We start from the raw sequence: 26,209 nt of genomic DNA, 5'->3' as shown, positions 1-26,209 counted from the left end.
GGTGATGAGATGAAAAACGCACCGAATCTTAAACATCTCCCGGATGACAAAAACGAAGAAGCGGTAATCTTCGCCGGGGCCAACGCCTGGATACTGTCAAAGGACTACGCCAGCAACAACAAGACCGGGGATACCATCCCGCCGATCACCCTGGGCGTTCGCCAGCTTGCCGAGCTTGAAACGCTTAACGTTATCGATAACGGGCGCAAGTTTGCGCGGGTATACCGTTCCGGGAAAATCAGCCAGGACAGGCTAACGATGCTTGCCCGTAAGCTTGCAGCCGAGGGGGTAAAAAGCGTTCAGCTTTATTCTGAGGCGGGGGAAATGCTGGAGGACTGGACGGGGCAACTTCCGGCAATGAAAGAGCAGTGGGAAAGCGAGAACCTGCCCGCGCTCCATCATCTGGGGGATGGTACGGCTATTGATGGCGGCGAGCTGGAGGCATTGCAGGAACTGAACGAAATTTATACTCACGTTCTGGCCTTTGGCGATCACCATGTTGCCAGTATGCGTGCTAACCCTGTGACCGGGGAAACGCACACTTTCCAGACGCTGAACTCATTCAGGAACAATTTTCTCGATACCCGGCGCATTGCCAATCGTCGTCTGGGCGAAGCCTGGCTTCAGTGGCCAGGCCACGCCAAGAAGCTGGCGGGGGTGGGCTTTTATCCAAATCCTGACCTCTGCCCGGAAGGAGTTTATAACCTGTTCAACGGTCTGGCTGTGGAGCCTGAATCAGGTGACTGTTCGCCCTATCTCGATCACCTCCGAACCGTTATCTGCGCGGGCAATGAAGAAGCCTATCAGTATCTGGTGGGGTGGCTGGCCCATCTGTTTCAGAAGCCGCAGGAGAAGCCCTCCGTGGCCGTGGTGATGAAGTCGATAGAGGGGACGGGTAAAGGCACGATGGTAAAGCCCATCATTGAAGCGCTGGGTATGTATGGCGTTCAGGTGAACGGCCCCGGTCAGATAGCGGGGCGGTTCAACGGGACGATTGCCAACAAGCTGTTCGTTTTTGTTGATGAAGCTGAACTGACCGATCCCCGCGCATCCGACAGGCTGAAAGCGATTATCAGTGAGCCGACGATTAACCTTGAGCGCAAAGGGAAAGACCCGGAGCCGATGCCGAACTATGCCCGATTCGTGTTCGCCAGCAATCATGACAGGGTGATCCGCGCAGGTATGCGTGAGCGCCGCTATCTGGTGCTGGAGCCGGACGGGAGCAAGGCTCAGGAGAAGGGTTACTTTGACCGCCTGCACCAATGGATCAAAGAGAACGGTTCGGCAAAGCTGCTGGCCTGGCTGCTGGATTATGACCTTGGCAACTTTGACCCCCGCCGACCGCCTGTTACCTCTGCGCTGGTGGAAGAAAAGCTGGCAAGCCTGCCCCCGGCATACCAGTACATCTACAGCGAGATATGGAGTGGCAACCCGTTTAATGGTCAGGCTAACGTTACCGCCGCCGAGCTGGTCAACCGCTTTATGCTTTGGTGCGAAACGCAGGGCGAAGATATTAAAGAGGCCGCCGCACGCTCAGCCATTGGTAAGGTTATGTCACGGCTGGGTCTGGCAGTGATGGGGCGCTCAGGTCGGGGCATTGGCAAGCACTATGAAATGCCGCTGCTGGTGGACTTGCAGGAACGCTTCGCAGGGTTGATAGGGGAGGACGCCGGGATCGTGTTTAACTGATATTTTTGCAAAATAGCCATTTGACCTGTACCACCTGTACCACATTGCCTGTAACCCGCATCACACAAGGCTTTGAGTATGGTACAGGTCATTTACTAACCTATACCATTGCTGTACCACCTGTACCATAAGCACACAACTGGAGAATTTGCTGGTTTATGATTTTATGGAGCCAATAATCATGCGGGGTAAGGATTTACCCGAGTTCTGGATAGCTTTTATTGAACTATCCCGTACTATTATTGCTGGTACTGCTAATTGGTTGAAAAGGAATTGCCTGTCGTGAAAAAAATTCTGTTACCCCTGATTTTATCGGTAGTTTGTACTGGCGTTGCCCAAGCTGGGGAACAATCGGTTTCCTTTATGCCAAAAATTTGTCCAGAAAATTCAATTGTCTCAGGGGTGTACACTGCCCTGAAATCTGGTCTGCCGGAAGTTGATTACAGGAAAAAAGAAGATGAGAAGATCGCGAAGTTGCGCGATAGAATATGGGGCTATTTGAATGAATTCGATTCTGACAACAAAAAAATAAAATTTACGGTGAGTCGGCTTTCCTCGCAAATTTTGTCTGAGAAAGAAAGCCTGAAGTATTTCGAAAAAAATGAGATTGAAGGGCGGAGTATTTATAAGGAATATTATAAAGTAAAAAATAATCAGGGGGCTGTTGCAATATATGAAACATTCAACGTTTTCCCCGAGGATGATTTGTTCAGGTGCGACTCGATCGGTAATGTTGACATAGTAAGTTATGAAGGTTGAGAAAAAGGGGCTAAGCCCCTTTGTAATCTAAATGCCTAATGTTTTTTTTGCTCTCTTTAACGCGGCTAACCTTTCATCCCTGCCATTAGCTACGCCTCCATTCACACGACTCATTACGGTGTCAAAGTCATCATTATCGGCAGCAGTATTTAAATCTCTCTTTGACCAAAACAAACAGGAGGTTTGAACGGCGATTGAGATATTAGACGCCACGACTTCCGGGTGAGATACCAAATCCTGATGTATTTTATTACCATATTTTTGATAGTTTTCCCTCCCGGTTAGATGAAGTAACCCTCTACCAATAAATTTGGGGCCATCCCCCGGATATTTATTCCCTACATTGTGACCAGCGGTTGTATTAGGCTCGTACTCCTTTCCTCCATGTTTCGGGATTTCCGTCAGGGATAAAAACTGAGAAGTTTCACAACATGACTGAGCAAGAAAATGAGCTACACGTAACTTATTGTCATTGATGTTGAATACAGTGAACCAGTGGTTAAGATGATATGGCAATACGCTGAAATTAGCTTTCTGCGCCACCCCACGAGCTTTGTTTGTTCTGTATGGAACAGCGATAGCGCTCAAGATTTCGGTGGTGACTGTAATCATGCCGTAACTCGTTCGTTCCATGCATCCGAAAACTGGACATTCCCGTCACAGTATTTCCAGGTGATTTTCTCATATTGCAATGAGACGTGCTCAGTATGATTACTTTTAGGCTCATTTATCATTGATGGTGAAATAGACACAACTTTCACACCCTCCATGAGCATATTGAAATACTCAACTTCCTGACCTGCATCATTGATGCGATACCAGCGAATTTCTGCCGATTTAAGCGTTTGTCCCAGCGCTACAGCCCGATACAGATACGGAGAAGAAGAGTCAAAAGCCTTTTCGAACCACATTTCACCATGAATGCGAGTTCCGGTCAGTTTCCCTGTCCTTCCGTCAGTTGGGATCTTCAGGTTATGTCCGAATTGTGATATCTCCACGCTACCATCACGCCCCTGCACGTCAACAGATCCAATGATATCCGCGCCGCCATCATCTTTAAGCCACAGGTAAGCAGGTATAGCCATTTTATTCAATTCCTTGTATTGATTAAAAACAGCGTCAACTGTAGGTGTTCTGGCTGGTAATGCGTTTGATTTAAATCAAAAACGGCCAGCCAGCGGCCCGTTATCTGCATCTCGTTTGTAAAGTATTTGTACTTGTGCTTTCTCGTGTATTTAGCTGCCTCTGTGCGGGGTTTTCTTAATATTTTTCATGTATATATTGAATGGTGGCACTCAGACGTGAGCCGCCACAGGCCGTAAAATCCACCGCGTCGGGTACAGTGATTTTTCGGCCTCCCCATTCCGAGCTGGTTTCACGTCTCAATACTCACTGTTACGAGAAACCACGACATGAAAAAATTGCTTGAACTCCGCCAGGAGAAAACCGCCCTCAAAACTCAGATGCGTGCCATTATGGACAAAGCGACTGAGGAAAAACGCAACCTGAACGCTGACGAGGGCAAACAGTTCGACGAACTCCGCGCCAGAGCCGAATCCCTTAATACTGATATTACCCGCCTTGAGGCGCTGGCCGATGAAGAACGCAACCAGCCAGGCAAGCCAGCAGACGGCAAGACGGTATCTAACGACGAGCTGCGTCACTACATTCTGACGGGCGAAACCCGCGCACTCTCCACTGCTGTTGGCTCTGATGGCGGCTATACCGTTATCCCTGAACTCGACAAAGAGATCATGCGCCAGCTGTCTGATGACTCTGTGATGCGTCAGATCGCTACGGTGAAGACCACAACCAGCAACGAATACAAAAAGCTGGTATCCGTGGGCGGCGCGACTGTCAATCATGGCGAGGAAGGCACAGCCCGCACCGAAACCAGTACGCCGAAGCTGGAAGAAGTGAGCATTAAGCTGTTCCCAATCTACGCCTACCCGAAAACCACCCAGGAAATTCTTGATTTCAGCGATGTGGATATTCTGGGCTGGCTGTCATCTGAAATCAGCGACACCTTCACCGAGACTGAAGAAACCGACCTGCTGACCGGAGACGGCGCTAAAAAGGCTACGGGCTTCCTGTCCTATCCCCGCGCGGCCACTGGCGACAAAACCCGCCCGTTCGGCACGCTGGAGAAAATGGAGACAGCCGGAGCCTCGCCCGTTGCTGATGAGCTGATCGACCTGCTGTTTAAGCTGAAGGCTAAATACCGCAAAAATGCCGTATGGGTGATGAACTCGAATTCAGCCGCTGCGCTGCAAAAGCTGAAGAACGGCAACGGTGATTATATCTGGCGTGATCGGCTGACTGAGGGTTCCCCTGATTTGCTGCTGGGCCGCCCGGTGTATTACCTCGAAAATATGGCAGATGCAGCAGCAGGTGAGGCGGTGCTGGCCGTGGGTGACTTCAAACGTGGTTACTACATCGTGGACCACACTACCGGAGTACGCACCCGCCCGGACAACATCACCGAGCCGGGTTTCTACAAGGTTCACACCGATAAATATCTGGGCGGTGGGCTGGTGGACTCCAACGCCATTAAGGTACTGGAAATTCCGGGTTCAGGTTCCTGATCCGATGTTCAGGGGGCTGCGGCCCCTTTCCTGCCTTCTGGAGTCCGACCCATGAAAAATAATGATTTTGAAATCCGCACTGCCAGCCTGAACGCTGAATCTCAGAAGCTGGTGGGCTATGCGGTCCGTTACAACAGCCTGTCAGAAGTTATCTGGGGAGAGTTTGTAGAGCAGTTCGCCCCCGGAGCCTTTACTGCCAGTTTGGCCTCGGGTGCTGACTGTCGCGCACTGTATGAGCATGACCATATGCAACTGCTGGGCCGCACCACGTCCGGCACGCTGGTACTCACTGAAGATAATACAGGCCTCCGCTTTGAGCTGACGCCGCCAGATACCCAGCTTGGCCGCGATGTGCTTACGCTGGTGGAACGTGGCGATATTTCTGGTATGTCCTTCGCTTTCAGGGCGATCAGTGAGGAATGGAACATTGAAGTCGCGCCTTGTGTCCGCACCGTAACCGCTGCCGAGCTGCGGGAAATCACCGTCACCAGTATGCCCGCCTACACCCAAAGCAGTGTGGAGATTGCCCTTCGCTCTCTGCTGGCACAACATCCTTCACTGTCCGGCCTCAGTCTCGATATGCGCCGCCGTCAGGCTGAACTCGCGGGGTTGTGATATGTGGCCTTTTCGCAGGAAAGACGAACAGCGGAGCATGACTATAGACGAGTTCCTGTCGATGGCAGGGATTCCAAATACCGGTTCAGGCGAGTACGTGTCTGCGGGTACAGCGGAATCTCTGCCGGCGGTCATGAATGCCGTAGCGGTGATTAGTGAGGCGGTGGCAACAATGCCCTGCTATCTGTACAAAGTGCGCAATGATAAAGGGCGAGAGGCGCGGGAATGGCTGGACGATCACCCGGTAGATCACCTGCTGAACGAAACGCCCAACGACTGCCAGACCGCCTACCAGTTCAAACGTACCATGATGCGCCATTGTCTGCTGAACGGTAACGCCTACGCGGTTATCCGCTGGGGGCGTGACGGACAACCGCAATCATTACATCCGTATGCGCCGGGGGCGGTTGTGCCTGAGCGTATCTCCGAACATCGCTATAAATACACCATTACCGAACCTTTCACCGGAGAGGTTCGTACTTACCTTCAGGAAGAAATCCTGCATCTGCGCTACGCAACGGACGATGGCTTTCTTGGCCGTTCTCCGATCACCGTCTGCCGGGAAACGTTAGGGCTGGGTCTGGCTCAGCAGCGGCACGGCGCAAGCGTGATGAAAAACGGCATGATGTCATCTGGTGTTATCAAAACCAAAGACTGGATGGACAGCGCCAACGGCAAAAAGATACTTGATGCGCTGGAACGTTACAAAGGGGCCAGGAACGCCGGGAAAACGCCAATTATTGAAGGCGGCATGGAGTACGAACAGCTGGGCATGAGCAATCAGGATGCCGAGTGGTTAGCGAGTCGCCGCTTCACGATTGAAGATATCGCCCGCATGTTCAACGTGTCGCCGATCTTCCTCCAGGAATACAGCAACAGCACCTACAGCAACTTCAGCGAAGCCAGCCGTGCGTTTCTCACCATCACCATGCGGCCATGGCTCGCCAATTTTGAGCAGCAGATTAAAGCCTCGCTGCTGGTGGCTCCCCGCGTACCCGGCATTCGTTATCAGATGGAGTTTGATTCCGCTGACCTTCTCCGCGCAACGCCAACCGACCGTTACGCCACTTATGAGAAGGGTATCAAGTCCGGCGTGATGTGTCCGAACGAGGCCCGCGAACGCGAGGGGATGCCGCCCCGTGAAGGCGGTGACGAATTCAGCCAGGCATGGAAGCAGGAATTTCAGGTCAAGACTACTGGCAAAGCAGGTGGCGAATGAGAGCCGGGAAGATGAAACGCCGCATCACTTTTCAGGTATCGGAAGAACGCCGGGGAGAGTTGGGCGAAGTCATTCGTGAATGGCGCGACCTTACCACTGTCTGGGCTGAAATCCGTGAGATTAGCGGACGTGAGCGGATGACATTCGGAACGGTTTATTCGGAGGCAACTGTTCGTATCTGGACGCGCTACCGCGCCGATATCACCACCGCTAACCGCATTCTCTATCGCCTGCCGAATGTCCGGGGTCAGGTGTTCAGCCTTCTGGCTGTCATACCCGATGCTGACCATTCACGGCTGGAGCTGATTTGCAAGGGAGGTATTTCCAATGGCTGACCTGATAACACTGGATGAGGTAAAGCTGCACTGCCGCATTGACGTTGATGATGAAGACACCCTGATTGAAGGGTATATCGCTGCCGCGCTGGAGGTCTGCCAGAAGCATATCGGTAAACGGTTTGATGACGGGCTTGAGTTTACCCCGGCTGTGAAAGTGGGCTGCCTGATGTACGTCTCGCAGCTGTACGAGTACCGCACCACCATCAACGATGTGGAAACCAGCGTAGTGCCACTGGCGATATCTGCGCTCTGGTCTGTCTATCGTGACGCAGGAGTTTATTAAATGCCGTGGCAACCCTTACGCAGGTGCACAGAGCCGGGATGCAATAAGCGTGTGCAGTCAGGTAAGTGTGATGAGCACAAACGACAGGCTAACGCGCAAAAGACGGCCAGACGCGGCACACGTACCGATCGCGGCTATTCCAACCGATGGAGCGAATACCGCCGCCAGTTCCTTAAGGCTAATCCGCTGTGCGCTCACTGCCTGAAGCTGGAACTCTACACAGCCGCAACCATTGTTGACCACATCATCCCCATTGACGGAGAGGGTGACGTTCTGTTCTGGCCTGCCAGCAATCACCAGCCGATGTGCCATTCCTGCCACTCCCGCAAGACCACCACCACCGACCCGGTGACCAAGGAGCAGCGCAGGGCAGGTAAGTACCGTGAGCAGGAAGAAGCCGCACGTCACCGCAAAGACTGGATGTATGACCATGACTGAGCAGGAGATGAGGCAGCTTGTGGCCGCACTGACCCGCAGCCGTGAGCAGTTCAGCAGCAGGCGCAGCAGCGCAAAGACACCAAAGCGCATGAACGAGAGAGAGCGCGACATTCGGGACGCCTTCCGAAATCGATAATGATTATCATCTGACGGGTGGGGGGAGTTTTAAAGACGACCGCCCCGCCGGAAGGAACCACCCGCTCCCTCAAATTTTTATGTGCGGTAATTTTTTTGAAAATAAAACGACAGGAAAAACAATATATTATGAGCGGAGCACCGAAACCCCCGGCCTATCTCGATGACATTGCACAGCAGCAGTGGAAGGCCAAAGCGAAACAGCTGGCCGAACGGGGCGATCTGACCGCCGCCGACTGGAATAATCTGGAGCTGTATTGCGTCAATTATTCGATGTACCGCAAAGCGGTAGAAGACCTTGCCCGGCGCGGCTTCAGCATTGTTAACAGTCAGGGCGGGGAGAGCCGCAACCCGTCTCTGAGCGCCAAGGCCGATGCAGAGAAGATCATGATTAAAATGTCTTCGCTGCTGGGCTTCGATCCGGTCAGTCGACGCAAAACGCCTGTTGAGACTGACGAGGAAGACGAGCTTGACCGCCTGGCATAATTACGCCGAATCGGTACAAAGTGGGGCTATACCCGCCTGTAAGCGCGTCAAACAGGCCGTTGAGCGCTACTTCAGCGACCTGAATAATCCTCTGTACTGTTTCGACAGCGCAACGGTTGAGCGGTTTATTGTCTTTTCCCGCCTCTGTCCGCACGTCAAAGGCCCGCTGCGTGGACAGCCGATAGTGCTGGAGCCGTGGCAGCAGTTCGCCTTTGCCTGCCTGCTGGGCTTCAGGGTGAAGGCAACCGGACGCAGGAAGTTTAAGAGCGCCTATATTCAGGTGCCGCGCAAGAACGCCAAATCAACCGTGGCCGCGATGCTGGCTAACTGGTTTCTGGTGATGGAGCACGGCCAGCAGGACATTTACACCGCTGCCGTGAGTCGTGATCAGGCCCGTATCGTGTTCGACGATGCGCGCCAGATGTGCCTGTTGTCAAAACCGCTGAAAAAGCGCCTGACCATTCAGCAGCATAAAATGATTTACGCAAAGTCCAACAGCCTGCTGAGGCCACTGGCGGCCAAAGCGGCGACCATCGAAGGGACTAACCCCAGCCTGGCGATTGTGGACGAATACCACCTGCACCCGGATAACGGCGTGTACTCCGCGCTTGAGCTGGGCATGGGCGCACGGCCTGAAGGTATTCTGTTTGCCATCACCACCGCAGGCAGCAACGTGGTATCAGCCTGTAAGCAGCACTATGACTACTGCTGCCAGATACTGGCCGGAGAGGAAGCCAACGAATCGCTGTTTGCGCTTATTTACGAGCTGGACGACGAAAGCGAGATTGACGATATGTCACTGTGGATAAAGGCTAATCCTAATCTCGACGTGTCCGTTGACGGTGCGGCGCTGGCTGACACCATCCAGAAGGCCCGAGGCATACCCTCGCAGTGGGTGGAAATGCTGACCAAGCGCTTTAATATCTGGTGTCAGGGTGCCACGCCGTGGATGGGTTCCGGTGCATGGGACGCCTGTAAGGACGACTACAGCGAATCCGACCTTGCCGGGATGGAGTGTTACGCCGGGCTTGACCTGTCGTCTACCGGGGATATTACCAGCGTCTGCTATGCGTTCCCGTCTGACCGCGAAATCCGGCTGCTGACCCGTCACTACCTGCCTGAGGCGCAACTCAACAACGTAGCCAATAAAAACCGCGCCATTTACCGCCAGTGGGCCAAAGCGGGCTGGATACGCACCACACCTGGCGACTGTATCGATTATGACCGCATCCGTGACGATATTCTCCGTGATGCTGAGGTGTTCGGCATAAAGTTGGTGGGCTTTGATACCTGGAACGCCACGCACTTACGTACCCAGCTACAGGGGGCGGGACTCGATGTTGAGCCGTTCCCGCAGACCTACCTCAAGTTCAGTCCGGTAGCGAAGTCGCTGGAGGTGTTCGTTAACCGCAGGGTTATCCGGCACAACGGCGATCCGGTTCTGGCCTGGGCAATTGGTAACGTGGTGATGGAGTCTGACGCCAACGCCAATATCAAGCCGAACAAAAAGAAATCGGCCAACAAGATAGACCCGGCGATAGCGGGATTAATGGCGTTCGGTACCTGGCAGGCTGAGCACGAAGATTTCAGCTTTGATATGTCCGAGGCCCATAAACAGCGCCTTGCAACCTTCACAGGCGTATGAGGCCACCCATGCAGCATAACGACATTGCCGCCCAACTGGCCGCCACCATGCAGGACGAAGGCTACGAGCTGGACGCCTGCGACCGTCTGATTATCCGGCAAACTCTCGCACGCGCACTGACCGCACAGCGCCGCAGGGCAGAGCGTGAACGTTCAGCCAGCACTACCTACACCTGGAATAAACCCTCAAATCCCCGCCGCCGATAGTGGTACAGGTGGCACAGGTCGAAATTAGCTGTACCACCCCACCTGTACCAGCTGGAAGCCGCGCCAGTACTGGGCTGAGCGCAAAGTGGTACAGGTGGTACAGCAAAAACAGCAAAACCGCCAAAAGCCCCGATTTGTTCTCATGCTTACAGCCCATCTTATCACCTTCCCTGATATAATCCTCGCCTCAAACGGTTCTCATGCTTTCGCTGTTGTACATGATTGTGCGATACTCCGTATATCAATCGGTGTATCAATATCTGATTTTTATACACGAATTACATGGAATATAACTGAATAAAATCAGTGAGATATATAGAAAATGAAACATTCCGTAGAAGTGATGATCTCCGAAGCCGAGATTGCCAAACGCGTTGCTGAGATGGGTCAGCAGATTAGCGAGAAATACCGCGACAGCGGCAGCGACATGGTGCTGGTCGGCCTGCTGCGCGGCTCCTTCATGTTTATGGCCGATCTGTGCCGCAAAATTGAGGTGTCGCATGAGGTCGATTTTATGACGGCTTCCAGCTACGGCAGCGGCATGTCCACCACGCGGGATGTTAAAATCCTCAAGGATCTGGATGAGGATATTCGTGGCAAAGACGTGCTGATTGTTGAGGACATCATTGATTCCGGCAATACGCTGAGCAAAGTGCGGGAAATTCTTCGCCTGCGCCAGCCCAAGTCGGTGGCGATCTGTACGCTGCTGGATAAGCCCGAGCGGCGTGAAGTGGACGTGACCGTTGAGTACGTCGGCTTCACCATCCCGGATGAATTTGTTGTGGGATATGGCATTGATTACGCCCAGCACTATCGTCATCTGCCGTTCGTCGGCAAAGTGGTGATGCTGGAGGAGTAGGCTGACCAGGATTGGCTTACCGCACAAACGACTAAGGCCGGATTTTCCGGCCTGATATAAAATGCCCGCCCTTAGTTGGGGCTTTCGAGATCGTTAAGCAGGTTAGCAATGCCGTGGCGATAGCGCTGCTCAAGGGTTTCCCGGCTGGTGGCGGCAACTTCGAGGTCGCGCAGATAGCCGTCCTGAATACCGTAGACCCAGCCGTGAATAGTGACCTTCCGACCGCGTTTCCATGCTGATTGCATAATTGTGGAGTGACCCAGGTTGTACACCTGCTCAATCACGTTGATTTCACACAGTTTGTCGAAGCGTTTTTCCGGCGGCAGCTCGCCCAGCAACGAACTATGCTTGTACCACAAATCGCGGATGTGCAGCAGCCAGTTGTTGATCAGCCCCAGTTCGGGGTTTTCTACCGCCGCCTGCACGCCGCCGCAGCCGTAGTGACCGCAGATGATGATGTGTTCTACCTCCAACACCTCAACGGCGTACTGCACCACGGACAGACAGTTTAAGTCCGTGTGGATGACCAGGTTGGCCACGTTACGGTGAACGAACAGTTCGCCCGGTTCCAGCCCCGTCAGACGTTCGGCAGGTACGCGGCTGTCAGAGCAACCAATCCAGAGAAAACGGGGCTTTTGAGCCAGCGAGAGACGCTCGAAAAATCCCGGGTCTTCCTCTTTCAGCAGCTTTGACCATTCGCGATTGTTGCTGATGAGGGTATCAATGTCTTTCATGTTAGTGTCAACCAAAACAAAAATGCGTTGCGACAATATAGGCCAACGCGACGTGATTTAAAACGGCAAACAAGAAAACCATACAAAACAGGGCACTCTTTTACCTATGACTTATGCACTGGAACTCGAAAAACTGACCAAAACCTATGCAGGCGGCGTTCAGGCTCTCAAGGGAATCGATCTGAATGTCGAAGCCGGTGACTTCTATGCGCTGCTTGGCCCAAATGGGGCGGGCAAATCCACCACCATTGGCATTATCAGCTCGCTGGTCAACAAAACGGCGGGCAAGGTGCGGGTGTTTGGATACGATCTTCAACTGGACGTGGTCAATGCCAAGCGTCAGCTGGGGCTGGTGCCGCAGGAGTTCAATTTCAACCAGTTTGAAACCGTGCTGCAAATCGTCGTCAGCCAGGCTGGTCTGTACGGCGTTGAGAAAGCCGATGCGCTGAAACGGGCCGAAAAATACCTGAAGCAGCTGGATTTATGGGAAAAACGCCACGATCGCGCCCGTATGCTGTCAGGCGGCATGAAGCGTCGACTGATGATCGCCCGCGCACTGATGCATGAGCCAAAACTGCTAATCCTTGATGAGCCGACGGCGGGCGTGGATATTGAACTGCGCCGGTCAATGTGGACCTTTCTGCAGGATTTGAACGCCAAAGGCACCACCATCATTCTGACCACTCACTATCTTGAAGAGGCTGAAATGCTGTGCCGCAACATCGGGATCATTCAGCGCGGCGAACTGGTGGAGAACACCACGATGAAAGGGCTGCTGGCGAAGCTGAAGTCGGAAACATTTATTCTCGATCTTGCGCCGAAAAGTCCGCTGCCGCAGCTTGAAGGATTCCAGTACCGGCTGGTGGATACTTCCACGCTGGAGGTTGAAGTGCTGCGCGAGCAGGGGTTGAACAGCGTGTTCAGCCAGCTCAGCCACCAGGGCGTTCAGGTTTTAAGTATGCGCAACAAGGCGAACCGTCTTGAGGAGCTGTTTGTCGACCTGGTGAACGGTCGCAAAGGAGAAAAAGCATGACACATCTTTATTGGGTCGCCCTGAAAAGCATCTGGGGAAAAGAGATTAACCGTTTTGCCCGAATCTGGGTGCAGACGCTGGTGCCGCCGGTGATCACCATGACGCTCTATTTCATCATCTTCGGTAATCTGATCGGCGCCCGCATCGGCGATATGCACGGCTTTAGCTATATGCAGTTTATTGTGCCTGGCCTGATTATGATGGCGGTGATTACGAACGCCTATGCCAACGTTGCGTCATCGTTTTTCAGCGCTAAGTTTCAGCGCAATATTGAAGAACTGCTGGTGGCCCCGGTACCGACGCACGTCATTATTGCCGGTTACGTCGGCGGCGGCGTGGCGCGTGGGATTTGCGTTGGCGTGCTGGTGACGGCTATCTCACTGTTCTTCGTGCCGTTTCAGGTTCACTCCTGGCTGATGGTCGCCATCACTTTACTGCTGACGGCAATTCTGTTCTCGCTGGCTGGGCTGCTGAATGCGGTGTTTGCCAAAACGTTTGACGATATCAGCCTGATCCCGACCTTTGTATTGACCCCGCTGACTTACCTGGGCGGCGTGTTTTATTCCCTGACGCTGCTGCCGCCGTTTTGGCAACTGGTTTCCAAACTTAATCCTATTGTCTATATGATTAGCGGCTTTCGATTTGGCTTCCTCGGCATTTCTGACGTGCCGCTGGCCTTTACGCTAGGGGTACTGATTGCCTTTATCGTGGCGTTTTATATTCTTGTCTGGTTCCTGATTCAACGAGGCCGCGGTCTGCGTACCTGATTTTTTTGCTTCCCCTTCGTCCTGAAGGGGAATTTCCAGTTAAAAAACCAGTTTGCATCGGCCTTTTTACTGATATCGCGCCGAACGGCTGCCCAACGCCAGGCAGCCGCTTCGGCAAGGGTCAGGCAACCTGCACCGGAACGGCCTTCGCCAGACGCTTCATCACATTGTCGCCCTCAAAGTAGGCCACTTTCGGCTGCCAGCTGCGGGCCTCGGTGTCCGGCATCTGCACATAAGAGCAGATAATCAAAATATCCCCTTCGCAGGCGCAGCGGGCTGCGGCACCGTTTACGGAGATGATTTTGGAGCCGCGTTCCGCCGCAATAGCATACGTGGAGAAGCGCTGGCCGTTATTGACGTTATAGATATCGATCGCTTCGTATTGCAGAATGCCGGAAGCGTCGAGAAAATCCTGATCGATGGCGCAGGAGCCTTCGTAATTCAGATCCGCCTGGGTGACTTTAACCCGGTGGAGCTTGCCCTGCAGCATAGTACGGTTCATAGCCTTATTACCTTTCTCGGAAATCACAAAAACGCACGCCGGACTTATCCAGCGCGAGTGACCGTTACTGCGTCAGATCAACCTGCTGGTTATCGATCAGACGCGCTTTGCCCAGCCAGGCGGCCATCAGGATCACCGCCCGCTGGCTGCCAACGTTCAGCGGCAGCAGCGTATCGGCATCGCAGATAGCCAGGCCGTCGGCCTGTAGCCCTTTTTCTGCCAGCGCGGCTTCGGCATCGGCCACGATCTCATCCACATGCCGCTCTCCGTTGGACAACCGTTCGGCCATGCTGTTCATCACCTTGCTCAGCGCGGGCGCGATCTTGCGCTCTTCAGCGGTCAGGTAGCCATTGCGCGAGCTGAGCGCCAGGCCATCTTTGGCCCTGACGGTGGGCACGCCGACAATGCTGATGTCGTAGCCCATATCTACCACCATCTTGCGGATCAGCGCCAGCTGCTGATAGTCCTTTTCACCAAACAGCGCCATATCCGGCTGCACCAGATTGAACAGCTTACTGACAATGGTCGACACGCCGCGGAAATGCCCCGGACGGCTGGCGCCCTCAAGCAGGGTAGAGAGGCCCGGCACGTCAACATAGGTTTGCTCGCCAAGGCCCTGCGGATAGACATCGGCTGGCGCTGGCGCGAAGACCAAATCCACCTTGCGGCGATTCAGCTTCTCGCAGTCTTCCTGCAGGGTGCGCGGGTAGTGGGCCAGATCGTCCGGGCGCTCGAACTGCATTGGGTTAACAAAAATCGAGACAACCACAATATCCGCCTGCTCGCGGGCCTCGTCGACCAGCGTCATATGCCCGTCGTGCAGGTTACCCATCGTCGGCACCAGCGCAATGCGTTTGCCGTCCTGCCGCCAGCGCCGGATTTCGCGACGCAGCATCGGCAGCGTTTCAATAATCAACACGGACCTTCTCCTGTGTTAGTGAAAACTGTGTTCTTCAGCGGGATAGCTGCCATCCTCTACTTCCGCCAGATACTGCCTGACGGCGGCACGAATATCGCCGGTTTGAGTGAGGAAATTTTTAGCGAATTTAGGAATGTGGCCGCCGGTAATGCCAAAGGCGTCATGCATCACCAGGATCTGGCCGTCGGTGACGTTGCCTGCCCCAATGCCGATGGTTGGGATGGTTAGCGCTTCGGTCACCCGTTTTGCCAGCGCAACCGGTACGCACTCCAGCACCACCATCTGCGCGCCTGCGGCTTCCAGCGCCAGCGCATCGGCCAACAGCGCATCAGCCGCTTCGCTTTCACGCCCCTGAATTTTATAGCCGCCGAAAATATTAACCGACTGTGGCGTTAAGCCCAGATGGCCACAAACCGGCACCGCACGTTCGGTTAACTGTCTGACCGTTTCTGCCAGCCATTTGCCGCCTTCCAGCTTGACCATATTGGCCCCGGCGCGCATCAGCTGCGCCGCGTTGTCAAAGGTTTGCTCAGGCGTGGCGTAGGTCATAAACGGCAGGTCAGAGAGGAGCAGCGCCTGAGGCGCGCCGCGTCGTACTGCTCGCGTGTGGTAGACGATGTCAGCCAACGTCACGGGAAGGGTGGAGTCATGGCCCTGAACGACCATTCCCAGCGAGTCGCCCACCAGCATGACCTGGATGCCCTCATCGGCAAACAGCCGGGCAAAGCTAAAATCATAGGCGGTAATGGAGGCAAACTTGCGTCCGCTTTTTTTCCACTGGAGAAGGGTCGAGACCGTGGTCGGTTTCATCGCAACCTCTGTAATCGTGTTCTGGAGGACGTATCTTAATGGAAGGGGAACGGGTTTGCACTACCAGCGCTGAATAGCGCTCGCGTCCAGCCTGGCCAGCATCTCAGCGGCCGAATCGCCATTCGGGAAGTGAAGATCGCCAGCGATTTCGACTAAAGGAACCAGCATAAACGCGCGGTTGCCGATGTCGTAATGGGGGAGGGTCAGGCGTGGAGTACTTAACGTCAGATCGCCAAACAGCATAATGTCTAAATCCAGCGTGCGCGGTCCCCAGCGTTCGTCTTTGCGAACTCGTCCCCGCTCCAGCTCAATGCGCTGGGTATGTTCCAGTAATTCTTCTGGCGTCAGCGCGGTATCCAGCGCGACGGCAGCGTTAAGATAGTCCGGCTGATTGGCAGGGCCATACGGCGGCGTGCGGTAAAAAGAAGAGGTGGCGACCAGCGTGGTCTGCGGGATCGCCGCCAGTGCATCAAGCGCAGCCTGCACCTGATGCAAAGGATCGGCAAGATTACTGCCAAGCGCGAGGTAAACGCGGGTCATCATGCGTTGCTGCTGTTGTTTCCGTCACGGCGTGGGCCGGGAACGCGCTTGCGCGGACGGCGAGTGCGGCGGCGGGGAGCCGGATCGTCACCCAGCGTGTTCAGCATCGTTTTTTGCTGCGGCGGCGCGGACACCTGGAATTCGCTCCACCAGGTGGTAAGGCGCTGTAGCTCCTGATTATTTTCGACTTCCGCACGCAGGGCCAGCAGGTCATAGGCGGCGCGGAACTTAGGATGCTCCATCAGTTTCCAGGCACGTTTACCGTGGCGGCGCGACAGACGCAGCTGAAGCTGCCAGATATCGCGCACCAGCGTGGTGATGCGCTTTGGAATCGCCAGCGAACGACAGGCCTCATCCAGCACGTCATTCATCGCCAGCGCGAAGGCGTCGTAATAGGCCAGGCCGCTTTCCTGCGCAATTTTCTGCGCCGCTTCCAGCTGCGGATACCAGAACATTGCCGAGAACAGGAAGGCGGGGTTAACACGCATCTGATTATGGATGCGGTTATCGGTGTTTTTCAGCACCTGTACGATCATCCGCTCCATATTACTGTCGCCCTTTTCCGTAAAGTAACGGGTAATGGTCGGGAACAGCGGCTGGAACAGTTGGTATTCGCGCAGTTGCAACCAGGTGCTGTAGCCATAGCCGGCCTGAAGCAGCTTCAGCGTCTCTTCAAACAGGCGGGCGGGAGGGATGTCGTGCAACAGCGTTGCCAGCCGCGGAATAGGCTCCGCCGTTTCGGCTGCAATGGTCATATCCAGTCTGGCCGAGAAGCGGATAACGCGCAGCATTCGTACCGGATCTTCACGGTAGCGGGTTTCCGGGTCGCCGATCAGGCGGATAATGCCCTGCTGCAGGTCGTTCAGGCCACCGACGTAGTCGCGTACCGTGAAGTCCGCCACGCTGTAATAGAGGCTGTTAATGGTTAAATCGCGGCGCTGGGCATCGTCTTCAATCGAGCCAAAAATATTGTCGCGCAGTAACATGCCGTTCTGGCCGCGCTGCGAAGTGTTGCGATCTTCAACCACCTGCTCAGCCTCGTGGTGACCGCGGAAGGTGGCGACCTCGATAATTTCCGGGCCAAACATCACATGCGCCAGGCGGAAGCGGCGGCCAACCAGACGGCAGTTGCGGAACAGTTTGCGCATCTGCTCCGGCGTAGCGTTGGTGGTGACATCAAAGTCCTTGGGTTTTTTATCCAGCAATAAGTCGCGGACGCCACCGCCGACCAGATAGGCTTCGTAACCGGCTTTATTCAGGCGATACAGCACCTTGAGGGCATTTTCACTGATGTCTTTGCGCGAAATAGTATGACGATCGCGAGGGATCACGGTCATCTGATGCACTTCAGCAATTCCGGCTGGCGCCTCGTCTTCGCGACTCAAAACTTTTCGGCAAAAATTAGCAACTCGGGTAAAAATGGGACACCTCGATAGTGACATTAAAAGCTGGGCGATAAAAAACAGCGGCTAATCATAGCTCAGTGTGGCCCATTTGAGAATGCTCATCTGAAATCCTCGTATCCTCCGGGCGGAAGCCTGGAATTTATTGGATATCGACACTCTTCTTACTGGCGCTCTGAAGCGGGATGTTAGCCACATCCCAGCGGGTAATTGCCTGCTGTACTATCTCTGACAGCGGCAGATCCTGCCAGCCTTCGCTCACCGGCTGACCCAGAAAACGTAATGCCCGCGCTATCGCAGGACGTGCATCGCCAGCGGCTAACGGCGCGGCGTGGTTCTGCTTTGACAGTTTATTGCCGTCGGGGCCAAGGGCCAGCGGCAGATGCAGATAAGCCGGAGCGGTCCAGCCAAACTGCTGATATAAAGTGATTTGCCTGACGGTGGGGGCGATCAAATCCGCTCCCCGGACCACTTCAGTAATGCCCTGAAAATGGTCGTCCACGACCACGGCCAGATTATAGGCAAACAGGCCGTCACGGCGGTGAATAATAAAATCTTCGCCGGCCATGCCCGCATCCGCGACTATTTCTCCGCGCAGTTCGTCCTGAAAACGGCTGACCGGCTGGTCTGGTCGCAGACGTACGGCGGCATTTTCCGGGCCAACCTGCCGATCGCGACAGTAGCCATCGTAAAGGCCGCCCAACTGCTGAATACGGCTACGCGTGCAGGTACAGTAATAGCTGCGCTGCTGCTCTTGCAGCCAGGCCAGCGCTTCCCGGTAGGCTTGATGTCGCTGCGACTGCCACAGTACCTGGCCATCCCAGCCAAGCCCGTGCTGTTCCAACTGTTCAAGGATCCGTTTTGCCGCACCCGGCACTTCGCGGGGCGGATCGATATCTTCAATACGCAGCAGCCACTGACCGTGCTGAGCACGCGCCTGCAGGAAGCTGCCTAGCGCAGCAATCAGGGAGCCAAAATGCAATTCACCAGAGGGAGAGGGGGCAAAACGCCCAATGCAGGAAGTGCTCACGGGAGTAGAGACAGGCAGTGAAGCGGGTGCCTCACTGCACAATCTGGTAGCCATTAACCGGCCATTTGTTTTTCGCGGATTTCCGCCAGCGTTTTACAGTCGATGCAAAGATCGGCGGTAGGACGTGCTTCAAGACGACGGATACCGATTTCAACGCCACAGGAATCGCAGTAGCCGAAATCATCGTCTTCTACTTTCTTCAGCGTCTTTTCGATCTTCTTGATCAGCTTGCGCTCGCGGTCACGGTTACGCAGTTCAAGACTAAATTCCTCTTCTTGTGCAGCGCGGTCAACCGGATCGGGGAAGTTGGCGGCTTCATCTTGCATATGAGAGACCGTGCGGTCAACTTCATCCCGGAGCTGGTTGCGCCAGGCTTCAAGGATCTTCTTGAAATGCTCCAGCTGGGCTTTGTTCATGTACTCTTCGCCCGGTTTCTCTTGATAAGGCTCCACCCCAGCGATGGCGAGAATACTCAGGGACGAGGTTTTACGGGTTTGCCCTTCTTGCATGTTGTTTCTCCTGGATAACACGCACTATCGATCCCCAAAGGGGATAAAAACAGGCCGCTATAAATAGCAGAAGCGATCGAGGTTGGCAATTATTCCTGAACATACCTTGACAAGCCTGTGAGGAAAAGCGTATTTAGCGCCCGCTTAGACCAAGTCTATAACAGCAAATTGCGCCTGATTTTACAACTCTACCCTTAACGGCTGTATCAGTAACATCTCGTCCGGCGATAACTGGGCTTTATAACAAAGCACCTCAACCCCACTCTGCTGAGCCTGTGCCAGTAGTTCTGCGTAACGCGCGTCAATGTGACGCGCCGGGGAAACGTCCTCAATCCCCGAGTGCAGAACGGCAAAAAACAGAACCGCACGCTCACCATTTTCGGCAATTTTCGCCAGTTCGCGAAGATGCTTTTGGCCGCGTTCGGTAACCGCATCCGGGAAATACCCTTTACCTTGCTGAAGTAACGTCACGGATTTGACTTCAATATAGCAGTTTACCCTGTTGTCTGCCTGCAGCAGAAAGTCGATGCGGCTTTTTTCCGCGCCATATTTCACCTCGGCACGCAGGCTTTGATAACAGGACAATTCTGGAAGAAACCCCAGCGTAAATGCCTCCTTTACTAAGCTATTGGCGCGTAAGGTATTCACGCAAATCCAGTCGCCCTGCTGCGTCTCCGTCAGCTCCCAGCTGTGCGGATACTTTCTCGTCAGGCTGTCCGACGTGGAGTACCACACGGTGTCGCCGGGCGTGGCGCAGCCGGTCATGGCACCGGTGTTGGCGCAGTGGAGGGTCAGCGTTTCGCCTTCTGGCGTGATCACATCGGCCAGAAAACGTTTATAGCGCTTAATCAACGTCGCAGAACGTAGCGCAGGTGAAAACTTCATACTCTTTCCTGTGTTAATGCCCAGTCCGCAAGCTGCTGATAACGCGTACGGCCCTGTGCAAAGACCGACTGAAACAGCGCAAAACGCTCGACGCGCAACGACCAGCTAAAATTCCGCGGTGGTAACGAGACTGGGTGCGTAGCGTTACGCAGTAATGTGACATGAGGATGATAGGGCAAAGGGCTTTGAGAACAGCCGCTTCTGGCGGCCTGCGACCGCAGCAGTTCCGCCAGCTGGAGTAGCCCGCGCGGCGACTGCTTTGGTCCCAGCCAGACTACGCCCGATCGTGGCCAGTGCCCGGCGTCGTCCAGCGTCAGGGAAAAGGCTTGCTGTCGGATGCGTCCGGCCTGTTGCATCAGCGCCTGGGTTTTTTCTTCGCCGATGTCGCCGAGAAACGCCAGCGTCAGGTGTAAATTCGCGGCGGCAACCGGGCGACCAGCTTCTGCAGGAAAAGTATCAGCACGCCACTGAATGATGCTTTGCCTGCTCTCTTCCGGCAAAGTGATGGCGAAAAACAGCCTTTTTTGCTCACTCATGGTGCTCTCCGGTTTTCCAGAAACAGGGATGCTACAATGCCCGGCAGATTTAGACCATGACGTTATGGAGCAAAACGTGAGTTCATTACCGGTAAGCGCGGTATTAACCGGACTGCTTGCGGCGCTGCGTTGTTCTCCGCAGGTGCTGCTGGCGGCCCCAACCGGCGCGGGCAAATCCACCTGGCTTCCGCTACAGATCCTGCAACAGGCCGACTTTAGCGGACGTATCCTGCTGCTGGAGCCGCGGCGGCTGGCAGCGCGCAACGTCGCGCAGCGGCTGGCCGAACAGCTGGGCGAGCAGCCAGGCGAAACCATTGGCTACCGGATGCGCTCGGAGAGCCGGGTCGGGCCAGCAACCCGTCTTGAAGTGGTGACCGAAGGGATTCTGACCCGGCTGCTGCAACAGGATCCGATGCTGGAAGGGGTGTCGCTGGTGATCCTCGATGAGTTCCACGAGCGCAGTTTGCAGGCGGATCTTGCGCTTGCGCTGCTGCTGGACGTGCAGCAGGGGCTGCGTGATGACCTGAAAATCCTGTTGATGTCCGCCACGCTGGACAATCAGCGCCTGCAAACGCTACTGCCCGCCGCGCCGATGATTTGCTCTGAAGGACGCTCTTTTCCCGTTGAGCGGCGCTATGCCTCGCTGGCGGCAAACCTGCGCTTTGATGAAGCGGTAGCGCGTCAGGTCAGTCAGCTGCTGCGAGAAGAGAACGGTTCGCTGCTGCTGTTTCTGCCCGGCGTGGGTGAGATTCAGCGGATACAAACGCTGCTTAGCTCCACTGTCGATAGCGATATCGATCTCTGCCCTTTATACGGTGCGCTGCCGCTGAACGAACAGCGGAAGGCGATCCTGCCTGCGCCTGCGGGACGGCGCAAAGTGGTACTGGCAACCAATATTGCCGAAACCAGCCTGACTATTGAAGGGATACGTCTGGTCGTCGACAGCGCGCTGGAAAGATCCGGGGTGTTTGATACGCGTACGGGATTAACCCGTCTGCAAACCCAGCGGGTCAGTCAGGCCTCGATGACTCAGCGTGCGGGGCGTGCTGGCAGACTGGAGCCGGGGCTGTGCCTGCATCTGATCGCGAAAGAACAGGCCGAACGCGCGGCCAGCCATGCCGAAGCCGAGATTTTGCACAGCGATTTAGCGTCGCTGTGGCTGGATTTGTTGCAGTGGGGCTGTCACGACGTCAGCCAGCTAAGCTGGCTGGATTCGCCGCCGGAGTATAACCTTCAGCAGGCGCGGCGGCTGCTGCATCAGCTGGGCGCGACCGATAAAGCCGGAATGCTTACCGCTAAAGGCAGGAGCATGGCCAGGCTGGGCAGCGAACCGCGTTTCGCCGCGCTGCTGGTTGAGGCTGAGGGCGATGCGGATAAAGTCGCCACGGCGGCCTGGCTGGTGGCGATGCTGGAGGAGCCTGCGCGGGGTAGTGAAGACCTGCGGGACAGCTTCCACCGCCGCCAGCCAAACTGGCAAAAGCGTGCCGCGCAGTTGCAGCGGCGTCTTAACACAGCCGGCGGCATAGCGGACAGCGATCTTATCGCTCCGCTGCTGGCAAGCGCGTTTCCCGACCGGATCGCCAGGCGGCGCGGTGGCGAAGGGCGCTATCAGCTGGCTAACGGCATGGGCGCGATGCTGGACAACGACGCCGCGTTAACCCGCTATGAGTGGCTGATTGCTCCTGCTCTGTTGCAGGGCAGCGCACAGCCCGACGCGCGTATTCTACAGGCGCTGCCGGTCGAGATCGGCACGCTAATCGCGCAGTGCCCTTCGCTGTCAGAGACGCGTACGGAAGTGGAGTGGGATGAAGAACGCGGCACGCTTCGCGCCTGGCGGCGTGAGCAAATCGGCGAGCTGGTGATAAAATCTCAACCGCTGAGTAAGCCCGAGGAGGCCGAACTGCATCCGGCGATGCTACGCTGGGTCCGCGCTAAAGGCCTTTCCGTCCTGAACTGGACTCCGCTGGCCGGGCAACTGCGTATCCGTATGCTGTGCGCCCGCCAGTGGCTGCCGGAAGAGGCGTGGCCAGCCGTCGGCGAGGCGGATCTGCTGGCCTCGCTGGAGCAGTGGCTGCTACCGGCGATGAGCGGCGTGCGCGATGCGAAAGGGCTGAAACAGATTGATCTGGCAGGCGCTTTATTACAATTGCTCACATGGTCACAGCGTCAGCAACTGGATACTGTCCTGCCAACTCATTACACTGTGCCGACCGGAAGTCGGCTTCCCATCCGTTATGATGAAGAGAAGCCCCCGGCGCTGGCCGTTCGCCTGCAGGAGATGTTTGGCGAAGCGCAAAATCCCACAGTGGCGAATGGGCGGATTCCTCTGGTGCTTGAGCTGCTTTCACCGGCTCAGCGACCTTTGCAGATCACCCGCGATCTGGCGGGGTTCTGGCAGGGAGCCTGGCGCGAGGTGCAGAAAGAGATGAAAGGGCGTTATCCGAAACACGCATGGCCGGACGATCCGGCAACCGCGTTGCCCACGCGGCGAACTAAAAAGTTTTCAGCGCCTTCCTGATCGAGGTCGCCGGAGTACGCATTTCGGAAGGTTCCCGTTCCGAAGCTAACTGAGTAAGAACAAAGTAGTCGGCGCTGCCGACAGCCGTTCCTGGAGAATAAAAACGCATGTCTGACGATCGCGAACCCATTGGGCGCAAAGGAAAACAGCCCAAACCCCCGCGTAAGGCGGCGGGCCGAGGTCGCCGCAGGGAAGAGGAATACGAGGATGATTATGATGATTTTCAGGATGACGAGGAGGTAGAACCGGTGCCACGTAAAGGAAAAGGGCGTCCGCCCGGCAAGAAAAGGCGCTGGCTGAGCTTATTTATCAAGCTGCTGCTGGTCTTTATCGTGGTGATGGCCGTGTACGGGGTTTACCTCGACTCGCAAATCCGCAGCCGTATCGATGGCAAAGTCTGGCAGCTTCCGGCAACGGTTTATGGCCGCATGGTCAACCTCGAGCCCGGTATGTCTTACAGCAAAAAAGAGATGATCGCCCTGCTGGAAGGCACGCAGTATCGCGAAGTGACGAAAATGACGCGTCCCGGCGAGTTTACCGTGCAGGCTAACAGCATTGAGATGATCCGTCGGCCGTTTGACTTCCCGGACAGTAAAGAAGGGCAAATCCGCGCGAAGCTGAGCTTCAGCGGTGATTCGCTCAACGAGATCAAAAACCTCGACAGCGGTCGTGACTTTGGCTTCTTCCGTCTCGATCCGCGTCTGATCACCATGCTGCAATCACCGAACGGCGAGCAGCGCCTGTTCGTCCCGCGCGCCGGATTCCCGGATCTGCTGGTGGACACGCTGGTGGCGACCGAAGACCGCCACTTCTATACCCATGATGGCATCAGCCTGTATTCGATTGGCCGGGCGTTTCTGGCTAACATTACCGCTGGAAGGGCGGTGCAGGGCGGCAGTACGCTGACTCAGCAGCTGGTGAAAAACCTGTTCCTGACCAACGAACGTTCGCTGTGGCGTAAGGCTAATGAAGCCTACATGGCGCTGATAATGGACGCGCGCTACAGCAAAGATCGCATCCTGGAGCTCTATCTCAACGAGGTCTACCTCGGTCAGGCGGGTAACGATCAGATCCGCGGCTTCCCGCTGGCCAGCCTTTATTACTTCGGCCGTCCGGTTGATGAACTGAGCCTCGATCAGCAGGCACTGCTGGTCGGCATGGTGAAAGGGGCGTCGCTGTACAACCCGTGGCGCAATCCGAAGTTGGCGCTGGAGCGCCGCAATCTGGTTCTTCGTCTGCTGCAACAGCAAAAAGTCATTGACCAGGAGCTGTACGACATGCTCAGCGCTCGTCCTCTGGGCGTGCAGCCTAAGGGCGGGGTGATCACGCCTCAGCCCGCCTTTATGCAGATGGTGCGTAACGAGCTACAGGCGAAGCTGGGCGATAAGGTCAAAGATCTCTCCGGCGTGAAGATCTTTACCACGCTGGATTCGGTCTCGCAGGATGCGGCAGAGAAATCGGTTGAAGAGGGGATCCCGGCGCTGCGTAAACAGCGTGGGCTGAAGGATCTGGAAACGGCAATGGTTGTTGTTGACCGCTTCAGTGGCGAAGTGCGCGCGATGGTTGGCGGTTCCGATCCGCAATTTGCCGGCTACAACCGTGCGTTGCAGGCACGCCGTTCGATTGGCTCACTGGCAAAACCGGCCACCTATCTGACGGCGCTGAGCCAGCCGGATAAGTACCGCCTGAATACCTGGATAGCCGATAACCCGATTGCGCTGAAGCAGCCTAATGGCCAGGTGTGGAAACCGGAGAACGACGATCGCCGTTTCAGTGGTCAGGTGATGCTGGTGGATGCGCTGACCAACTCCATGAACGTGCCAACGGTGAATCTGGGCATGACGCTGGGGCTGCCGCAGGTGATTGATACCTGGACAAAACTGGGCGTGGGTAAAGATCAGCTTCACCCGGTTCCGGCGATGCTGCTGGGCGCGCTGAACCTGACGCCGATTGAGGTGGCTCAGGCGTTCCAGACGATCGCCAGCGGCGGGAATCGCGCGCCGGTTTCGGCGCTGCGCTCGGTGATTGCGGAAGATGGAACGGTGCTGTTCCAGAGTTTCCCTCAGGCGGAGCGCGCAGTGCCGGCTCAGGCCGCTTATCTGACGCTTTACACCATGCAGCAGGTTGCCGATCACGGCACCGCGCGTGCGCTGGGCGCGCGCTATCCAAAAGCGCATCTGGCCGGTAAAACCGGGACTACCAATAATCTGGTCGACAGCTGGTTTGCCGGTGTGGATGGCAAAGAAGTGGCGATTACCTGGGTAGGCCGCGACAACAACCAGCCAACCAAGCTGTATGGTGCCAGCGGTGCGATGCAGTTATATCGTCGCTATCTGGATAACCAGGCTCCGATGCCACTGATGCCAACGCCGCCGGAGGACATTGCGCCAATGAGCGTTGATTCAGCCGGTAACTTCGTCTGCGGCACGGGCAGCAGCACCTGGCGGACTTTGCCAGTCTGGACCACCGATGCCAACGCGCTCTGCCAGCAGCAACAGCAGCAGGTTCAGCAGCAGCAACAGCAGCAACAGGAGTTGCAACAGCAGCAGCAGAACGAGCAGAAAGACAGTAACGGCGTGGCTGGCTGGATCAAGGATATGTTCGGCAAATAGCCTTTGCCGATCCCAATAAGCCGGCTCGCGATGAGCCGGTTTTTTTTGTCCGTGATAGCGGGTGGGCGAGAGAAAAGGCATAACATTTCGGCTCTTCGACATAACCTTATGGCTACCGCTTCATTTCCCCTACTTTACATTGGGTTATTCCTGC

The 26,209-nt window shown here is 55.5% G+C and carries 28 protein-coding genes; 16 read left to right on the top strand and 12 right to left on the bottom strand.

All coding sequences use genetic code 11. The features are described 5' to 3' along the window. Window positions 1-9: 9 nt before the first annotated feature. Both NG99_RS21335 and NG99_RS21330 read left to right on the top strand, forming a co-directional pair. Window positions 10-1,689 (top strand): DUF5906 domain-containing protein, encoded by a 1,680-nt coding sequence (locus NG99_RS21335; protein WP_034897486.1) that lies wholly within the window; start codon window positions 10-12, stop codon window positions 1,687-1,689. Window positions 1,690-1,971: 282 nt separating this feature from the next. After that, a complete protein-coding gene (locus NG99_RS21330; protein ID WP_034897483.1) occupies window positions 1,972-2,448 on the top strand; it encodes a hypothetical protein in 477 nt (158 codons plus the stop codon). 27 nt (window positions 2,449-2,475) lie between these two features. Here NG99_RS21330 and NG99_RS21325 read toward each other — a convergent pair whose 3' ends face one another. Next, window positions 2,476-3,060, bottom strand: a complete 585-nt coding sequence (locus NG99_RS21325; RefSeq protein ID WP_034897482.1) for a glycoside hydrolase family 19 protein — start codon at window positions 3,058-3,060, stop codon at window positions 2,476-2,478. Next, window positions 3,057-3,533 (bottom strand): Hcp family type VI secretion system effector, encoded by a 477-nt coding sequence (locus NG99_RS21320; protein ID WP_034897480.1) that lies wholly within the window; start codon window positions 3,531-3,533, stop codon window positions 3,057-3,059. Before NG99_RS21320 ends, NG99_RS21325 begins: the two co-directional genes overlap by 4 nt. Window positions 3,534-3,860: 327 nt before the next feature. Here NG99_RS21320 and NG99_RS21315 point away from each other — a divergent pair, with 327 nt between their 5' ends. From NG99_RS21315 to hpt, 10 genes are all read left to right on the top strand, one after another. Further along, window positions 3,861-5,033: a phage major capsid protein gene (locus NG99_RS21315; RefSeq protein ID WP_034897478.1), complete on the top strand. Its 1,173-nt coding sequence runs from the start codon at window positions 3,861-3,863 to the stop codon at window positions 5,031-5,033. A 51-nt stretch (window positions 5,034-5,084) separates the two neighbouring features. After that, window positions 5,085-5,648, top strand: coding sequence for an HK97 family phage prohead protease (locus tag NG99_RS21310; RefSeq protein WP_034897476.1), 564 nt, complete (start codon window positions 5,085-5,087; stop codon window positions 5,646-5,648). Window position 5,649: 1 nt separating this feature from the next. Further along, entirely contained in the window at window positions 5,650-6,867 is a 1,218-nt protein-coding gene (locus NG99_RS21305; RefSeq protein WP_034897475.1) for a phage portal protein, read from the top strand. Continuing rightward, complete coding sequence (locus tag NG99_RS21300) at window positions 6,864-7,202, top strand: phage head closure protein (RefSeq protein ID WP_034897473.1); 339 nt, start codon at window positions 6,864-6,866, stop codon at window positions 7,200-7,202. The genes NG99_RS21305 and NG99_RS21300 overlap by 4 nt, the downstream gene beginning before the upstream one ends. Continuing rightward, window positions 7,195-7,488 (top strand): head-tail connector protein, encoded by a 294-nt coding sequence (locus NG99_RS21295; protein WP_034897471.1) that lies wholly within the window; start codon window positions 7,195-7,197, stop codon window positions 7,486-7,488. Before NG99_RS21300 ends, NG99_RS21295 begins: the two co-directional genes overlap by 8 nt. Further along, window positions 7,489-7,926 carry an HNH endonuclease gene (locus NG99_RS21290; RefSeq protein WP_034897468.1) on the top strand — a complete coding sequence of 146 codons (438 nt, stop codon included), beginning with the start codon at window positions 7,489-7,491 and terminating at the stop codon, window positions 7,924-7,926. 264 nt (window positions 7,927-8,190) lie between these two features. Then, window positions 8,191-8,547, top strand: coding sequence for a phage terminase small subunit P27 family (locus NG99_RS21285; RefSeq protein WP_034897464.1), 357 nt, complete (start codon window positions 8,191-8,193; stop codon window positions 8,545-8,547). Further along, window positions 8,531-10,192: a terminase large subunit gene (locus NG99_RS21280; protein ID WP_034897461.1), complete on the top strand. Its 1,662-nt coding sequence runs from the start codon at window positions 8,531-8,533 to the stop codon at window positions 10,190-10,192. The genes NG99_RS21285 and NG99_RS21280 overlap by 17 nt, the downstream gene beginning before the upstream one ends. A gap of 8 nt (window positions 10,193-10,200) precedes the next feature. Continuing rightward, window positions 10,201-10,398 (top strand): hypothetical protein, encoded by a 198-nt coding sequence (locus NG99_RS21275; RefSeq protein ID WP_034897457.1) that lies wholly within the window; start codon window positions 10,201-10,203, stop codon window positions 10,396-10,398. 322 nt (window positions 10,399-10,720) lie between these two features. Next, on the top strand, window positions 10,721-11,257 hold the full coding sequence (gene hpt / locus NG99_RS21270) for a hypoxanthine phosphoribosyltransferase (RefSeq protein WP_034897454.1): 537 nt from the start codon (window positions 10,721-10,723) through the stop codon (window positions 11,255-11,257). 71 nt (window positions 11,258-11,328) lie between these two features. On the opposite strand, the gene can is transcribed toward hpt, so the two are convergent. Next, window positions 11,329-11,991, bottom strand: coding sequence for a carbonate dehydratase (gene can, locus NG99_RS21265; RefSeq protein ID WP_034897451.1), 663 nt, complete (start codon window positions 11,989-11,991; stop codon window positions 11,329-11,331). Between the two features lie 106 nt (window positions 11,992-12,097). Between can and NG99_RS21260 the strand changes: the two genes are divergently transcribed. Beyond that, window positions 12,098-13,024: an ABC transporter ATP-binding protein gene (locus NG99_RS21260; RefSeq protein ID WP_034897448.1), complete on the top strand. Its 927-nt coding sequence runs from the start codon at window positions 12,098-12,100 to the stop codon at window positions 13,022-13,024. Beyond that, the gene (locus tag NG99_RS21255; protein ID WP_034897444.1) at window positions 13,021-13,791 is read left to right on the top strand and encodes an ABC transporter permease; all 771 of its coding nucleotides are present in this window, start codon (window positions 13,021-13,023) and stop codon (window positions 13,789-13,791) included. The genes NG99_RS21260 and NG99_RS21255 overlap by 4 nt, the downstream gene beginning before the upstream one ends. Window positions 13,792-13,912: 121 nt before the next feature. On the opposite strand, the gene panD is transcribed toward NG99_RS21255, so the two are convergent. The 9 genes from panD to thpR all read right to left on the bottom strand — a co-directional run bounded on the left by panD (window position 13,913) and on the right by thpR (window position 20,925). Then, complete coding sequence (gene panD / locus NG99_RS21250) at window positions 13,913-14,293, bottom strand: aspartate 1-decarboxylase (RefSeq protein ID WP_034897440.1); 381 nt, start codon at window positions 14,291-14,293, stop codon at window positions 13,913-13,915. Between the two features lie 64 nt (window positions 14,294-14,357). Then, window positions 14,358-15,212 carry a pantoate--beta-alanine ligase gene (gene panC / locus NG99_RS21245; RefSeq protein ID WP_034897438.1) on the bottom strand — a complete coding sequence of 285 codons (855 nt, stop codon included), beginning with the start codon at window positions 15,210-15,212 and terminating at the stop codon, window positions 14,358-14,360. Window positions 15,213-15,227: 15 nt separating this feature from the next. Then, window positions 15,228-16,022 (bottom strand): 3-methyl-2-oxobutanoate hydroxymethyltransferase, encoded by a 795-nt coding sequence (panB, locus tag NG99_RS21240; RefSeq protein WP_034897436.1) that lies wholly within the window; start codon window positions 16,020-16,022, stop codon window positions 15,228-15,230. A 60-nt stretch (window positions 16,023-16,082) separates the two neighbouring features. Beyond that, window positions 16,083-16,562 carry a 2-amino-4-hydroxy-6-hydroxymethyldihydropteridine diphosphokinase gene (gene folK / locus NG99_RS21235; RefSeq protein ID WP_034897902.1) on the bottom strand — a complete coding sequence of 160 codons (480 nt, stop codon included), beginning with the start codon at window positions 16,560-16,562 and terminating at the stop codon, window positions 16,083-16,085. Next, window positions 16,562-17,983: a polynucleotide adenylyltransferase PcnB gene (pcnB, locus tag NG99_RS21230; protein WP_232298356.1), complete on the bottom strand. Its 1,422-nt coding sequence runs from the start codon at window positions 17,981-17,983 to the stop codon at window positions 16,562-16,564. Before pcnB ends, folK begins: the two co-directional genes overlap by 1 nt. Window positions 17,984-18,107: 124 nt before the next feature. After that, a complete protein-coding gene (gene gluQRS, locus NG99_RS21225; protein WP_052130826.1) occupies window positions 18,108-19,049 on the bottom strand; it encodes a tRNA glutamyl-Q(34) synthetase GluQRS in 942 nt (313 codons plus the stop codon). Continuing rightward, window positions 19,049-19,504 (bottom strand): RNA polymerase-binding protein DksA, encoded by a 456-nt coding sequence (gene dksA, locus NG99_RS21220; protein WP_034897431.1) that lies wholly within the window; start codon window positions 19,502-19,504, stop codon window positions 19,049-19,051. The genes gluQRS and dksA overlap by 1 nt, the downstream gene beginning before the upstream one ends. A 180-nt stretch (window positions 19,505-19,684) precedes the next feature. Continuing rightward, window positions 19,685-20,389, bottom strand: coding sequence for a DNA/RNA nuclease SfsA (sfsA, locus tag NG99_RS21215; protein WP_034897428.1), 705 nt, complete (start codon window positions 20,387-20,389; stop codon window positions 19,685-19,687). Next, window positions 20,386-20,925: an RNA 2',3'-cyclic phosphodiesterase gene (thpR, locus tag NG99_RS21210; protein ID WP_034897425.1), complete on the bottom strand. Its 540-nt coding sequence runs from the start codon at window positions 20,923-20,925 to the stop codon at window positions 20,386-20,388. Before thpR ends, sfsA begins: the two co-directional genes overlap by 4 nt. A 76-nt stretch (window positions 20,926-21,001) precedes the next feature. On the opposite strand from thpR, the gene hrpB reads away from it, so the two are divergent. Further along, the gene (gene hrpB, locus NG99_RS21205; RefSeq protein WP_034897900.1) at window positions 21,002-23,443 is read left to right on the top strand and encodes an ATP-dependent helicase HrpB; all 2,442 of its coding nucleotides are present in this window, start codon (window positions 21,002-21,004) and stop codon (window positions 23,441-23,443) included. A 107-nt stretch (window positions 23,444-23,550) separates the two neighbouring features. Beyond that, complete coding sequence (gene mrcB / locus NG99_RS21200) at window positions 23,551-26,055, top strand: bifunctional glycosyl transferase/transpeptidase (RefSeq protein WP_034897422.1); 2,505 nt, start codon at window positions 23,551-23,553, stop codon at window positions 26,053-26,055. Window positions 26,056-26,209: the final 154 nt, after the last annotated feature.

The organism is Erwinia typographi (assembly GCF_000773975.1).
Taxonomy (GTDB): Bacteria; Pseudomonadota; Gammaproteobacteria; order Enterobacterales; family Enterobacteriaceae; genus Erwinia; species Erwinia typographi.
This window is presented reverse-complemented; position numbering and strand designations above follow the sequence as displayed.